This window comes from Falsirhodobacter sp. alg1 (assembly GCF_000739715.2).
Lineage (GTDB): Bacteria > Pseudomonadota > Alphaproteobacteria > Rhodobacterales > Rhodobacteraceae > Falsirhodobacter.
Window position 1 is genome coordinate 1 of sequence record NZ_BBJC02000005.1, and the last position, 14,369, is coordinate 14,369.

A 14,369-nucleotide genomic window follows, 5' to 3' on the forward strand; every position below is an offset into this window, starting at 1 on the left:
TCGCCTACGCTATTTCGTGCGCGCGTAAGATTTGTATAAGGGACAGCCCCCGTACCGCACCAGACCTCTGCATGCGCGCCGATGAAACTTGATACGAAAGCTCAGTTGGACCTGTCCAACCGGACTGAAAATTACCACGGCTTGTATACAGTGCTCGCACACAAAATGCGGCAGAGGTCTGCTGTGACTGCCCCCCTCATATCCAGATTATGACAATCCTTTTGGGTCAGCGCGTCGTGAATTGGCCATCGCCTTGTAAAACTTGTGGGACCGCACTACTGCATAGCCGGAAAATCGGTGCCGCAATCCGGCAGGCCGCTCCACGCAGCGCAGGATATCCGCAATCACTGCCATTCCATAAGGACGTTCGAATGCATTTCCGCCATGATCCGCTGTATCCGTCCCGCCGCTCTCCGGTTCTGGCTGATAATGTCGTTGCCACCTCACAGCCGTTGGCGACACAGGCCGGACTGCGCATTATGCAGCAGGGCGGCAATGCGGTTGATGCTGCCATCGCAACTGCGGCGGCCCTGACAATCGTTGAGCCTACGGGCAACGGGCTGGGATCGGATGCATTCTGCATCCTGTGGGACGGCAAGGAGCTACATGGATTGAATGCCTCTGGCCGCGCGCCTGCAGCTTGGAGCCCCGAGCGGTTTCCCGAAGGCATGCCTAAAAACGGCATCGACAGCGTTACAGTACCCGGCGCGATCAGCGCATGGATCACCCTGTCGGAACGGTTCGGCAAGCTGGATCTGTCTACGGTCCTGGCCCCTGCTATCCATTATGCCGAAAACGGGTTTATCGTTTCCCCTGTCATCGCCAAACTCTGGGCAAATGCCGCCAGAACACTGGGGAATCAACCAGGGTTTGCAGACACATTCCTGCCGGATGGCCGCGCACCGCTTGCGGGTGAGCGTTTCTGCAATCCCGGAGCTGCGCGCACCTTACGTGCAATTGCACAATCCGGGGGCGAGGATTTCTACGAAGGCACTATTGCGCGGGAAATCATCAGTTTCATGCAACAGCACGGCGGCACGATGACCTTGGATGATATGGCCACACATCGTGCCGATTGGTGCGGGACCATCAGCCAAGGCTTTGGTGAGACAGAGTTGCATGAAATTCCGCCCAATGGTCAGGGAATTGCCGCCCTCATGGCACTCGGGATATTGGAGCAAACGAGTATTCGGGAATACGGCCCTGATGATCTCCAGTCCATACATCTGCAGATCGAAGCCATCAAGCTCGCCTACCGTGATCTTCACGCCTATGTGGCCGATGCCGGGCATATGACTGATGTCGACGAAAGCATGCTTCTTTCGCCTGCCTACCTGAAATCGCGGGCGGCCTTGATCGATCCGGCGCGGGCCGTTGACCATGCGGTTGGCGCGCCCAAACGGGGCGGTACGGTTCTGCTTAATACAGCCGATGCTTCCGGCATGATGGTCAGCTTCATCCAGTCCAATTATGCTGGATTTGGGTCCGGCGTTACCATCCCCGGCTGTGGCATTTCCATGCAGAACCGGGGGGCGGGGTTCAACACCGCCATCGGCCATCCCAACTGCGTGGCGGGGGGCAAGCGGCCTTTTCATACGATCATTCCGGGCTTTGTGATGTCCAAGGGGCAACCGGTTATGGCCTTCGGGATGATGGGAGGCCCGATTCAGGCGCAGGGCCACGTCCAGCTGTTCTTGCGTACCCAGCTTTGGGGTCAGGATGTGCAAACGGCGGCAGACGCGCCGCGCTGGCGTATGCTGGACGGGCTGGACGTTGCCTGCGAACCGACGCTACCTGCGGATGTCATCGAAGGGCTGCGGTCATACGGTCACAGGATCACTATAGAAACGCCCGATAACGCCTTCGGGTTTGGCGGCGCGCAACTGGTTCACCGCCTTCCGGGCGGTGGATATGCAGCAGGCTCGGATCATCGCAAGGATGGACAGGCTGCTGGATTCTGACCTTCCATGCGTATCATCAAGACATCGGACATCAGGAAGCCCGGGCTGCCTGATGTCCGAAGAGCCCGTCAGATAACAGCCACTTTCAAAGTGCCTACATTTGCAACGTGGGCCTCCATAACCTGACCTTTGCTAACAGGGCCTACGCCAGCCGGTGTACCTGCAAAAATCAGATCTCCTGGTGCAAGAACGAAATACTCCGAGAGATAAGAGATCATTTCTGGCGTTTTCCAGATCATCTGGTTCAGATCCCCGGATTGCTTCCGTTCCCCATCAACCGCCAGCCAGATATCCCCCTCAGCCGGATGGCCGATTTCAGACGCAGGAACAAGCGCGGAGCATGGGGCCGAATGTTCGAAGGCCTTACCAATTTCCCATGGCCGGCGCATCTCCTTGGCTTCGGCCTGCAGATCACGGCGCGTCATATCCAGCCCGACACCATAGCCGAATACATGGCCAAGCGCTTCATCCGGGGCGATATTCGCGCCCCCCTTTCCCAAGGCGATAACCATTTCCACCTCGAAATGCAGATCAGCGGTTTTTGGCGGATAAGGAAGGTCCTGCCCCTCGAGCAGGATATTGTCGGGGTTCTTCTGAAAGAAGAACGGCGGTTCGCGGTCCGGGTCATGCCCCATTTCCACGGCATGAGCGGCAAAATTGCGCCCGATGCAATAGATGCGCCGAACGGGAAACAGTGCATCACTGCCTGCCACAGGAATGAGAACCGGTTGGGGCGGCGGAAGGACATAATCAGTGCGTTTGCTATCAAGAGCCAAGACCGGATTCCTTATCCAATATTACCTTATGACCAATGCTAACCAATATTATCATTGGTTCAATGGTCAGATCGAAAGATTGATTCAATACGCTTTTTCCCATTAGAATGGGATGTCCCTGCTATCTGTTTTGGAAGCCCTATGGATAATGATCCGAACCCGGCAGGCAAATCATTCGGGTCTGATGGAAATGCTGCCTATACGCAACTTCAGGCGTTTCTGGCGCAATTCGACGCCGGTGTAGAGGGCAGGCTGCCCCCCGAACGTGACCTTTGCCAGATGTTGGGGGTGTCGCGCGGGGCCTTGCGAAAGGCTCTGGCCCAAGCCGAGGCGCAGGGTCGCATCTGGCGGCATGTTGGAAAGGGAACGTTCTTCGGTCCAAGATCTGCCGCAGAGGAAACAGAACAGTCCGGTATCGCACTGCTGGCAAGCCCGATTGAGGTATTGCGTGCCAGATTGTTGCTGGAACCCATGCTGGCCAGAGAGGCCGCGCTTCATGCATCAGTGGCGGACATACAGGAAATGACCACCAGTCTGCAAAACGGACAGCGTGCAGATAGCTGGCGACAGTACGAAACATGGGATAACCGGTTTCACCGCGCAATCGCCAATGGGACCCGCAACCGCGTTCTGCTGATGATGTTCGACAATCTGAACAACGTACGGCGGACAATGGCGTGGGCAAGACAAAGAGCAAACCCTGACGGACCACCGCCGGATCACCACAGCTTTGCCGAACACGCCCGCATCGTCGCCGCTATCGGAGCAAGAAATCCGGCAAAAAGTGAAAAGGCGATGCGGGATCATCTGGAGACGGTGACCCGAAAGCTGCTGCATCCCGAAACGGAGATGTGATCTTTCCGGCTCGAAACTGCGGCACGGATTGACCGGATAACGATACCGCAACAACCACCCTGCTTGGCTGACATAAAACCTTGGCCGTCGTGTCGTCAAACTTTCAAGAACGATACGCAGTGTGCGCCTCAGAATTGGGCCACAGCGCCCCGCCTGAGGGAAAAATCATGCACTTTACACGTCGCCATACACTGGGCCTGATGGGCGCAGCTGCCGGAACACTGATCCTGCCGCGTGGCATGCGCGCGCAAGGAAGCCGCAGATCGATCACGATCGCGGTGCAGAAAATCACGATCAACGGCACATTGGATATCTGGAACGAACAGTCCAACGTCGCCGAGCGCGTGATGCTGCCAAACCTGTGGGAAGGCCTGATCCTGCGCAACTGGATGGGCGATCAAGGCCCCCTGCCCGGCCTTGCTACAGAGTGGAAGCGGATTGACGATCGCACCATGGAGCTGAAGCTGCGGCAAGGTGTGCGTTTCCACAATGGTGACGAGCTGACCGCTGAGGATGTGGTTTTCTCCTTCTCCGACGAACGCCTGTTCGGAGGCAGCGAGCCTGCCGGGGGCAAGACGCTCTATGCCGAAAATTTCCGCCCCGATAATGCGAAACAATTGCCGGCCAACATCCCCGGTGTTGCGCGTCGCATCTGGCCGGCCCTGCGCGGTGTGGAAGCGGTGGACAAATATACCGTCCGCTTCGTCAACGCCACGCCCGACGTCACGATGGAAGGCCGCCTTTATTCCAGCGGTTCGCAAATCACGAACAAACGTGCATGGGATGAGGCGGGCAGTTATGCCGAATGGGCCTCGAAGCCCGTTACCACAGGCCCCTACCGCGTCGCCGATTTCCGCCCCGATGTATCCCTGACCCTCGAAGCCTTTGATGATTACTGGGGTGGTACACCGCCGCTGCAGCAGATCCGCTTTGTCGAGGTGCCCGAGGTTGCAAGCCGCGTGAACGGCCTGCTGTCGGGTGAATACGATTTTGCCTGCGACCTGCCGCCGGACCAGATCGGCGCTGTAGCCAATGCGCCGGGGCTCGAGGTGCAATCCTCGACCATCTGGAACCACCGGATTTCGGTTTTCAACAAGCAGAACGAGATTCTGGCAGATGCGCGTGTCCGTCAGGCCATGACACATGCAATCGATCGCAATGCCATCACGAAGGCGCTGTGGGATGACCAGACCGTCGTTCCCGCAGGTCTGCAATTCGATAGCTTCAAGACATCCGACATGTTCATCGAAGGATGGACCGTGCCCGAATTCAATCCGGCCCGCGCCCGTGAACTCTTGGCTGCGGCCGGCTACAAGGGCGATGCAATCCCCTATCGTTTGCTGAACAACTACTACACCAACCAGACGCCCACCGCGATGATCATGGTGGAGATGTGGAAGCAGGTCGGCCTGAACGTGGAAATCGAGATGCGCGAAAACTGGGCGCAGATCCACGAAAACAGCGGCGTGAAAGGGGTCCGCGACTGGTCCGCCTCAAACACCATCAACGACCCGATTACACCGATGGTCGTGCAGTTCGGCCCGAACGGTGAGGTGCAGCAGAACCGCGACTACTGGAATGACGAGGTAAACCAGATGTCGGTCATCATGGAAACCTCCACGAACCATGCCGAACGCAAGCGGGCCTTTGCACGGATGCTGGAAATCACCGAACGCGAGGACCCGGCCTATCAGGTTCTGCACCAGAACGCGGTTTTCACCGGCATGAAATCCGAACTCAACTGGAAGGCAGCACCCGCCTTCGCAATGGATTTCCGCTCCGGCAACTGGAACGTCTGATCCCCCTTGGCGCGGCGGTATTCCTGCCGCGCCTGAATTTGCAGGAATACCGAATGACCCTTGTCCGTATCCGCGATCTGCGCGTCGCCTTTGATGGCGTGCCCGTACTCCACGGGATCAACCTTGATATCAGCGCCGGAGAAACGGTGGGTTTGGTTGGGGAGTCCGGATGCGGAAAATCGGTGACCTGGCTTGCCGCACTGGGGCTTTTGCCAGCCAAGGCCCGGATTACCGGAACGGTGGAAACCGCAGGCAGCGATCTGGTCAGCGGCGGACGCAGCGTACTTGAAACCATACGCGGTGGTCGGATCGCAATGATATTCCAAGACCCGTCATCGGCGTTGAACCCCGTGCGTCGTGTAGGGCAGCAGATCGCGGAGGCGCTGCGCCTCCATCGCGGACTGCGTGGGGCGGCAGCCCGCGCCGAAGCCATCAGCCTGCTGGACCGTGTGGGCATCCCGGACGCGGCCCGACGGCTGGACCTCTATCCGCATGAATTTTCCGGTGGCCAGTGCCAACGTGTCATGATCGCGATGGCGCTTGCAGGGCAACCCGATCTATTGATTGCCGATGAACCCACCACCGCGCTTGACGCCACGATTCAGGCCCAGATCCTTGCGTTGCTGACCGAAGTGCAGCGTGAAACCGGCATGGCGATGGTGTTCATCAGTCATGATCTGGGCGCGGTCGGGGCGGTATGCGATCGGGTTGCGGTGATGTATGCCGGCCGCATCGTAGAGGAAGCGCGGCGCGAACCCCTGTTTGCCGCACCGCGACACCCCTATACCCGCGGATTGTTTGACGCGATCCCACGGCTTGACGGTCCCCGCAGTCGATTGGTCCCCATTCCGGGCACCGTGCCCGATCCAAAAAATACCCCGGCGGGATGTGCCTTTTCGCCGCGCTGTGCCCGTGCCACATCCCTCTGCGCAAGTGAACGCCCAACATTATTGCCCCAATCCGACGGGCGGGCATTGGCCTGTTTCCACCCCGTCCCCGCAGCCACGCTCGTTTCTCGCGAAGGGGTGTTCGCATGATGCTTCTGGAAGCGCACGGGTTGGTTCGCACCTATCTGACACGAAAAAGCATGTTTACCCCCCCCGAGGCCGTTCGCGCGGTGGACGGCGTGGATCTGGTGCTCGCTCCGGGCGAAGCACTCGGGCTGGTTGGCGAAAGCGGATCGGGAAAATCGACCTTGGGCAGAATGCTTCTAGGGATCGATCCACCTGACGCGGGTGAAATCCGCTTCAACGGCGCGCCCATGCCCGCATTGGGTACCGCAAGCTGGCGCAAATTGCGGGCGCAGATGCAGATGGTGTTTCAGGATCCGCTGGCGGCTTTGGACAGGCGCCTGCCCATAGCCGAACAGATTGCCGAACCGCTGGCAATCCACGGGATCGGCACCGCCTCGGAGCGCAACGACCGTGCCAGATCGTTGATGGCACAGGTGGGCCTTCGGGTTGATCAGGCAGGCCGATTTCCGCACGAACTATCTGGAGGACAACGCCAGCGCGTGGTGATTGCACGGGCGCTGGCCACCAGCCCCCGGTTATTGGTGTGTGACGAACCTGTCTCGGCGCTTGATGTGTCCATTCAGGCGCAGGTGGTCAATTTGCTGCGCGACCTACAGGACCGGCATGGCATTGCCATGGTCTTCATCAGTCACGACCTGAAGGTAGTCCGCAATATCTGCGACCGTGTCGCCGTCATGTATCTGGGGCGCATCGTAGAGGAGGCGTCATCCGATGACATATTCTCTAGCCCACGCCATCCCTATACCCGTGCGTTGGCGGCATCCGTACCGATCCCGGGGGCCCGGCTGGATCCGAGCACGCTACTACAGGGGGAGCCGCCCAATCCGGCACGTCGGCCAGAGGGCTGTGCCTTTCACCCGCGTTGCACGTTGATGCGGCCGGGTTGCGCGGGCGCGGTACCCCGGCTTTTGCCGACTACACCTACCCGACGCAGCGCCTGTCCGGTCGTAGCGGCCTGACCCCTATTCGGAATGATCCCATGATTTCCTTTGTTCTGATCCGCCTGCTTCGCGCCGTTCTGACCGTATTGCTGGTGATGACCTTTGCATTCTTCGTTCTGCGCCTTTCGGGTGATCCGGCGTTGATCATGCTGGGGCCCGACGCCCCGACCGAAGCCGTGGCGGCTTTTCGTGCGGCATGGGGACTGGATGATCCGTTATGGCGCCAGTACCTGTCATATCTACATGGGATTGTGACCCTTGATTTCGGCGTTTCCATGCGGGACAGATCGCCCGCGCTGGATCTGGTGCTGGAACGCATTCCAGCGACGTTGGCCCTGACCATTCCTGCATTGATCCTGAAAGTCGCCATCGGCATTCCGGCAGGTGTCTATGCTGCCTTGCACCGTCAATCGATTGCGGACAGGGGTGTGATCCTGCTGTCGGTCATGGGCTTTACCCTGCCATCCTTCGTACTGGGGCTGTTGCTGGTTCTGGTGTTTGCCGTGCAGCTTGGCTGGTTTCCTTCAGGCGGCCAGGATAGCTGGCGGCACGCGGTTCTACCGGTCCTGACGCTCTCTATCGGTGGCATCGGTATCCTTGCCCGGTTTTCACGCTCTGCCATGATCGAGGTGCTGGGCCAGCCCTATATCCGAACCGCCCTTGCCAAAGGCGTAAGCTGGCGGGATGTGGTCTGGAAACACGCGCTGCCCAATGCATCGGTACCCATCGTCACAATCATCGGTTTCATGATTGGCTCGCTTGTTGCAGGGGCCGTGGTGGTTGAAAGCATCTTTTCCTGGCCGGGCGTGGGAAGGCTGCTGATCGTATCGGTCGCGAACCGTGATCTGGCCGTGGTGCAGGCCATTCTGATGGTCATCGCGGCCACCATGGTGCTGGCAAATCTATGTGTCGACATTGCCTATGGCCTGCTGGACCCGCGTTTGCGCGCCCGGACCACTGCCGCTTGAGGAGCATATCATGACTGCAATTCCCCGACTGATACGCCTTCCGCGTGCCATGCCCCGTATGCCGATCCTTGTATCGGTGGCCGCCATATGGCTGCTGGCGATGATCATCATCGCATTCGGGTCGGATATCCTGCGCCCCTATGACATTACGCAGATGGACCTATCAGCCAGGCTGTCGGCCCCCGGTACTGCCGGGCATTGGCTGGGCACCGACGAACTGGGCCGTGATGTGCTGTCACGTCTGCTGCAATCCATACGCGTCTCGCTTCTGATCGCCTTTGGCGCCACGATTCTTTCCGCGGTCTTCGGTACGACACTGGGGTTTCTGGCTGCGCAGTTTCGCGGCGGCGTGGAACACACGATTCTGGTCCTGGCCGATTTTCAGGCGGCACTGCCGTTTCTCATCCTTGCATTGGCGGTCCTTGCCTTCTTTGGCAGCTCCATGACATTGCTTGTATGTCTGATGGGGTTCTACGGCTGGGAACGCTACGCGCGGATTGCGCGCGGATTGGCCATCTCTGCCGGCGCACAGGGATATGCCTCGGCCGTGGTGCAACTGGGTGCGCGGCCATCGCGCGTCTATCTGCGCCACATTCTGCCGAATGTCGCCTCCACCCTTATCGTATCCATGACCCTGACATTCCCCGAAGTCATTCTTATGGAAAGCGGGCTTTCGTTTCTGGGGCTTGGCGTGCAACCCCCGGAAAGCTCGCTCGGAAACATGGTTGGTTTCGGACGCGATTACCTCACGCGCGCACCATGGATCATGCTGGCGCCGGCTTTTGTCATCATGCTGACAACCCTCGCCATTTCGCTCTGCGGGGATTGGTTGCGCGATCGCCTTGATCCTACCCTTCGTTAAGGAAGACCGATGACACATATCCTGTCCCATCGTGGGGCCCGTGACCTATGGGCCGAAAATTCGGCACTCGGGTTCAAGCGTACCGCCGCCCTGGGGGTCGATGCGGTGGAATTCGATCTCCATCTCACCGACGACGGCCAGATTCTGGTGATCCATGATGCTACGCTGGATCGGAGCACCAGTGGCAGCGGCCCCGTATCCGCGCTTACTGGCAACGATCGCAGCCACTTGCGCCTGATCGGCCCGGGCGGCAAAATTGATGAAGGCATTCCGACCTTTGACGAGGTATTGGAGATCCTCGGGCCGCACAACAACATGAAGCTGTTTGTGGAACTGAAAGCAGGGGCTGGCGGTCGCCCCTATCCTGCCTTGCCACGCCTGGCCGCAGAGGCACTAGCACGTCGCGGGTTGGCGGACAGAGCCGTCCTGACAAGTTTCGACATCAGCGTTCTGCAGGCCTGTCGGGATGTGGCACCTGACATTCCGCGCCTGCTGTCGGTTGACACCCAATGGGCAGAACACCAGAGCGGCCTCGACGCCGTGATGGATAGCGCCGAGGGCCTGGCGACTTATCTGGCCGTCGAAGACCGGCTGTTCGAGGCGCAGTTCGATCGCATTACCGCCCGCTGGCCGCTGGATCGGTTGTGTGTCTGGACGGTGAATGATCCTACACGCATCCGTATGTGGCTGGAACGCAAGCCCGGATATCTCACGACCGACAACCCCATTCTTGCAACAGAAATCGCACTTGCTCTCAAAAAGGACTGACGATGACCGATCTTCCACTTCTGGGGGCCGCAATGCCGGTTTCCACGCTTGCTACCCTGCAAGGTTTCATTCTGGAGCAGAACCGCGACCTTGAGTTACAGGATTTCATAACGGTCGATCTGCTCAATGGCGGCTGGCGGGAACGTGCAGACGAGGCGCGCGCATTGTTGCAAGGATATGAGGGCAGACTGGGTATCCATGGGCCGTTCTGGGGGCTGAACATATCGAACCCCGATCCGGATATACGTACCATCGTGACCGGTCGGCTGATGCAGGGGCTGGAAGTCTGCGACCATCTGGGCGCCACGCAGATGGTCGTCCATTCGCCCTTTACTGCCTGGGACAACAACAATCTGGATAACCAGCCGGATGCGCTGGAACGCATTCATGCCTTGGCGCATGAAACATTGCGCGGACCCGTGGAATATGCAGCCGCGATCGGCGCAACCATGGTGATCGAGAATATCGATGACATGAACCCCGATCTGCGCGCCGCACTCGCTGACAGCTTCGGATCGGCGCAAATCGCACTGTCGGTCGATACAGGCCACGCCCATTACGCGCATGGAACGAATGGCGCACCACCGGTCGATTACTTCGTACGTCGGGCCGGCAAAAGGTTACAGCACATTCACCTGCAGGACGCAGATGGCCACGCCGACCGCCACTGGGCCATTGGCCACGGCAATATCCTGTGGGCTTCGGTCTTCAGTGCCTTGGCAGAGCTGACGTCCAAGCCCCGCCTGATCCTTGAACTGCGGGATAAGGCAGGAATACTACCTTCGGTCAAATATCTGAATGACCTAGGGTTGGCGCGTTAAGACATTCGTCCGGGGCGTTGCCCGATAGCAAAGCGCCCCGGCCCCTGAGCCGCCAGTACCAGAAGACCACCCGCGATGGACCAATTCTTGACGAAAATCGTGATCTGCCACGGGTCCGCTCGCAGCTGCCAATGAAACCAGCTGGTAAAGATGCAATAAGCTGCGAGAACTAACGCCCAGGCCCGAACGCCTGGACCGAAAACCAACCCCACAGCCGCAAGCAGGTTGAAAATTGCCACCGGCCAGATGATGGCTGAAGGCAGCCTGAGGGTGACGATCATCGCCTCCACCGGAACAGGATCCGCCATTTTCTGGGCCGCTCCCCCAAGAAACAGCAATGCCAGCAGAATGCGACCGGCAAGATTGACGATATCGTTCATCTGATCGGCCATGCCCCGTCGGCGCAGGTAGGCAACGGGATTACCCGCGCCCACGGTAGGGTGGTACGCCCTGATCCGGAATCCAGACACCAGTCGGCGCCGCACCGGTCTGCCAGAATACATCTATCGGAATACCGCCACGGGGATACCAGTATCCACCGATGCGCAGCCACTGCGGCTCCAGAAACTCGACGAGACGGCGCGCGATCGAAATTGTGCAGTCTTCGTGGAATGCCCCGTGATTGCGGAAAGAGCCGAGATAGAGCTTCAACGATTTGCTTTCGACCAGCCATTCACCCGGCACGTAATCAATCACCAGATGCGCGAAATCCGGCTGCCCCGTCATCGGGCACAGCGACGTGAATTCCGGCGCGGCAAAACGCACCATATATGGCACATCCTGCGGGTTCTGAACCCGCTCCAGTTCGGCCTCTTCGGGAGACTCCGGCAGGATGGTTGCGCCACCCAGCTGGATCAGCCCGTCATAAATCGTCTTGGTCATCAAACGCCTCTTTTGTTTCCCCATAGGATAACGTGCAATTGCGGTAGGATGCGCGGGGTAAACCATCCGTCCGATACAGTTTTGTCAATGAGCCATAGCATCCGGTCGACGATGCCATTCTGGTCCACTGCCCTTGCTTCGTCTGTCATGGGGTTTCCCGGCTGCAGATAAAGCGGTAATTGCGGATATCGAGCCGCTGCGTCACGGGCATATGCGTAATCGGCATCGTCAAAGATTACAATTTTCATTACGATATCTGGCCCTTTTGTGATGCATTCATCAAAAGCGGCCCAATCGGTCACCTCCCCCGACGAGGGGGGTTTGGGTGACAGCACTAGCGTATCGAGATTTGCAAACCAGTCCTTGGCGATCGAGCCTTGGGTTTCCAATGCAAAACGATAGCCTTCCGCATGCCCCATATCAATAAGCGGCCCGAAAGGCTGGATTGCCGGATTACCCCCGGACAGGGATACCATGATCGGTTTGTTCCCGGACAGCTCACGTATCCGCGCCATGATGCTGACAGCATCCATCGGTGCCCAATTCGCACGAAATGCACTGTCCACCGCGTGCAGGCTGTCACACCACGAGCAGCGGTAATCACATCCGCCCGAACGCACGAATACCGTGGGCAAACCGATGAGAACGCCCTCTCCCTGAATGGTGGGGCCGAAAATTTCGGCAACGCGGATCATGGCCGGTACTCCGCCCAGGTTTTCGGTGTTTCGGAGACGCGTACGGCCGAAACCTCGGGCCAGCGGGCAGCGGACCATTCGTACAGATGGCGCGCAAGTTTTTCCGCAGTGACCATCGGATCATCCAGAACGTCGTTCAGATGGCGATGATCGAAACGATCATCAATGTAAGATTTGAGCGGGGCCAATTCCCCGTAATCGCGGACAAACCCGTTTGCATCCAGATCCCGGGCCGACAGTTCTATCAGCACGATGTAGTTATGACCGTGCAACCGCGCACATTGATGCTCGGGCGGCAGATCCATCAGCTGGTGTGAGGCCGAAAACGCGAATTCCTTGGTGATCCTGAACATCAGCCACGCTCCGCGATGGCAGATTTCCAGAAGTCCCTATCCGCGTATTCGGTAGGGTCCGGCACACCAGCAAGATCGAAGGCCTCCCGCCGCTCAACGCAGGTTCCACACCGTCCGCAATGGATCACACCACCCTTGTAGCAGGACCATGTATCGGCAAAGGGTGTGTTCACCGATGCCCCATCGACCACGATATCGGCCTTGGTGCGATGGACATAGGGTGTGCGCAATTCCACCGCTGCATACCCGTCAAGCGCCGCGTTCTGCATGGCAGAGAAAGCTTGGGTAAATGCCGGACGACAGTCGGGATAGATAAAATGATCGCCGCCATGAACTGCCGTTGCCACAGCATCGGCCCCGGCGGAGACGGCCACACCGAAGGCCACCGTCAGCATGATCGCGTTGCGGTTCGGCACCACGGTGATACGCATCGATTCTTCGGCATAATGGCCGTCCGGTACGTCCAGATCATCGGTCAATGCCGACCCTGTGAGGGCGGCGCCAATGGCCGTAAGATCGATGATCTGATGCGGGACATTCAACCGCTGTGCTGCACGCGCGGCGAATGAAAGCTCCTTGCGGTGACGCTGTCCGTAATCGAAGGAAAGCAGACTGTGCAATTGCCCGTCCGCAGCAACGCGGTGCGCCAAAGACACGGAATCCAACCCGCCGGAGCAGATAACAATAGTACCCATTTTTATAACCCTTGTTTTGATGATCCGGGTAGGCTGCGACCGGATGGCCGCGCGATATACCCGCGCGGTCAAAGTTACAAGCAGCGGGTGAAATCACATTGCGGGCATGACGGCGATATCGCGGATCTCGCCAGACAGGCCGCCGATCTCTGCAACAGCCTCAGCTGCGCCGGTCTCCAGATCAACTTCGTAAAGGATGTTGTTCGTGACCAGCCATGCGTTGTTGTTCATCTCGGCATCCGATGCGATGTCGAAGCCATAGACGGCACCGGGGGTTTCAATGCCCAGCTTTCCGACAGCGGCCAGTGTCCCGTCGTTCGGCGAGGTCTGCTGGATCAACGCGACGATTGTGCTATCAATATCGAACATCGCGGTTGTATCCGGCTTGCCGTGGCTGTTGATATAGGCCGCAGCGGCGATCATGGGGGCTTCACCCGCGTGCATGTCGTTGCCCTCGAACGCCAGCGAACCATCTACCGTCACTTCGCCCGTATCCACGTTCACGCGGTGATTTGTGGTGCCGGACATGAAGCGTAGGCGATCAGCCATCGGGTTGAAATCGACGATGACGGGCGCCCCTTCGACCATTGGCAGGGGCGTATCCATCATCGACAGCTTCGATGCCGCACCCGTTGCGGTGTCGATCGTCACGATCTCGCCGTCAGGGGTGACACCTACCAGCGAATTGTTCGCCGGACGCAGGTCGATCCCCACCAGCGCATCCACGCCGGACACGGTTGTTGTCCCTGATACCGTCAGCGTCTCCGTATCGAACATCACCAGTGTCTTGTCACCCACAAGGCCCACGGCAGGTGCGGCAAATGCAGCGGGTGCGACTGTGCCCATCAATGTCGCGGTCAGAAGTGCGAAGCGTGTCATGCGAATATCCTCTTCAACGATGAATATTGGCGGGCAATCTTCCCCGCTCTACCTCAATGACACGCGTGTCGGGCAAATGG

General features: G+C 58.8%; 16 protein-coding genes. 9 read left to right on the plus strand and 7 right to left on the minus strand.

Going from position 1 to position 14,369, the window contains the following annotated elements:
* Positions 1-371: 371 nt before the first annotated feature.
* Positions 372-1,961: a gamma-glutamyltransferase family protein gene (locus TR36_RS10260; protein WP_062763170.1), complete on the plus strand. Its 1,590-nt coding sequence runs from the start codon at positions 372-374 to the stop codon at positions 1,959-1,961.
* Positions 1,962-2,029: 68 nt separating this feature from the next.
* On the opposite strand, the gene TR36_RS10265 is transcribed toward TR36_RS10260, so the two are convergent.
* Entirely contained in the window at positions 2,030-2,737 is a 708-nt protein-coding gene (locus TR36_RS10265) for a fumarylacetoacetate hydrolase family protein (protein ID WP_062763172.1), read from the minus strand.
* 141 nt (positions 2,738-2,878) lie between these two features.
* On the opposite strand from TR36_RS10265, the gene TR36_RS10270 reads away from it, so the two are divergent.
* From TR36_RS10270 to TR36_RS10305, 8 genes are all read left to right on the plus strand, one after another.
* Entirely contained in the window at positions 2,879-3,592 is a 714-nt protein-coding gene (locus TR36_RS10270; RefSeq protein ID WP_045392281.1) for a FadR/GntR family transcriptional regulator, read from the plus strand.
* A gap of 167 nt (positions 3,593-3,759) precedes the next feature.
* Positions 3,760-5,391, plus strand: a complete 1,632-nt coding sequence (locus tag TR36_RS10275; RefSeq protein ID WP_237763557.1) for an ABC transporter substrate-binding protein — start codon at positions 3,760-3,762, stop codon at positions 5,389-5,391.
* 53 nt (positions 5,392-5,444) lie between these two features.
* Positions 5,445-6,428, plus strand: coding sequence for an ABC transporter ATP-binding protein (locus TR36_RS10280; RefSeq protein ID WP_045392279.1), 984 nt, complete (start codon positions 5,445-5,447; stop codon positions 6,426-6,428).
* Positions 6,425-7,384, plus strand: a complete 960-nt coding sequence (locus TR36_RS10285; RefSeq protein WP_062763174.1) for an ABC transporter ATP-binding protein — start codon at positions 6,425-6,427, stop codon at positions 7,382-7,384. Before TR36_RS10280 ends, TR36_RS10285 begins: the two co-directional genes overlap by 4 nt.
* 20 nt (positions 7,385-7,404) lie before the next feature.
* Positions 7,405-8,334 carry an ABC transporter permease gene (locus TR36_RS10290; protein ID WP_045392276.1) on the plus strand — a complete coding sequence of 310 codons (930 nt, stop codon included), beginning with the start codon at positions 7,405-7,407 and terminating at the stop codon, positions 8,332-8,334.
* Positions 8,335-8,344: 10 nt separating this feature from the next.
* A complete protein-coding gene (locus TR36_RS10295) occupies positions 8,345-9,196 on the plus strand; it encodes an ABC transporter permease (RefSeq protein ID WP_045392274.1) in 852 nt (283 codons plus the stop codon).
* 9 nt (positions 9,197-9,205) lie between these two features.
* Entirely contained in the window at positions 9,206-9,964 is a 759-nt protein-coding gene (locus TR36_RS10300; RefSeq protein ID WP_062763176.1) for a glycerophosphodiester phosphodiesterase family protein, read from the plus strand.
* A 2-nt stretch (positions 9,965-9,966) separates the two neighbouring features.
* On the plus strand, positions 9,967-10,785 hold the full coding sequence (locus tag TR36_RS10305; protein WP_045392270.1) for a sugar phosphate isomerase/epimerase: 819 nt from the start codon (positions 9,967-9,969) through the stop codon (positions 10,783-10,785).
* On the opposite strand, the gene TR36_RS10310 is transcribed toward TR36_RS10305, so the two are convergent.
* The 6 genes from TR36_RS10310 to TR36_RS10335 form a co-directional block, all read right to left on the minus strand.
* The gene (locus TR36_RS10310) at positions 10,782-11,177 is read right to left on the minus strand and encodes a DoxX family protein (RefSeq protein ID WP_237763558.1); all 396 of its coding nucleotides are present in this window, start codon (positions 11,175-11,177) and stop codon (positions 10,782-10,784) included. The two genes, TR36_RS10305 and TR36_RS10310, sit on opposite strands and share 4 nt — an antisense overlap.
* Positions 11,178-11,205: 28 nt before the next feature.
* Positions 11,206-11,667: a preQ(1) synthase gene (queF, locus tag TR36_RS10315; RefSeq protein ID WP_045392267.1), complete on the minus strand. Its 462-nt coding sequence runs from the start codon at positions 11,665-11,667 to the stop codon at positions 11,206-11,208.
* Entirely contained in the window at positions 11,667-12,362 is a 696-nt protein-coding gene (queE, locus tag TR36_RS10320) for a 7-carboxy-7-deazaguanine synthase QueE (RefSeq protein WP_062763178.1), read from the minus strand. Before queE ends, queF begins: the two co-directional genes overlap by 1 nt.
* Positions 12,359-12,715, minus strand: a complete 357-nt coding sequence (locus tag TR36_RS10325; RefSeq protein WP_045392264.1) for a 6-pyruvoyl tetrahydropterin synthase family protein — start codon at positions 12,713-12,715, stop codon at positions 12,359-12,361. Before TR36_RS10325 ends, queE begins: the two co-directional genes overlap by 4 nt.
* Positions 12,715-13,410 carry a 7-cyano-7-deazaguanine synthase QueC gene (gene queC / locus TR36_RS10330; RefSeq protein WP_045392260.1) on the minus strand — a complete coding sequence of 232 codons (696 nt, stop codon included), beginning with the start codon at positions 13,408-13,410 and terminating at the stop codon, positions 12,715-12,717. Before queC ends, TR36_RS10325 begins: the two co-directional genes overlap by 1 nt.
* Before the next feature lie 93 nt (positions 13,411-13,503).
* Entirely contained in the window at positions 13,504-14,289 is a 786-nt protein-coding gene (locus TR36_RS10335) for a DUF4394 domain-containing protein (protein ID WP_045392257.1), read from the minus strand.
* Positions 14,290-14,369: the final 80 nt, after the last annotated feature.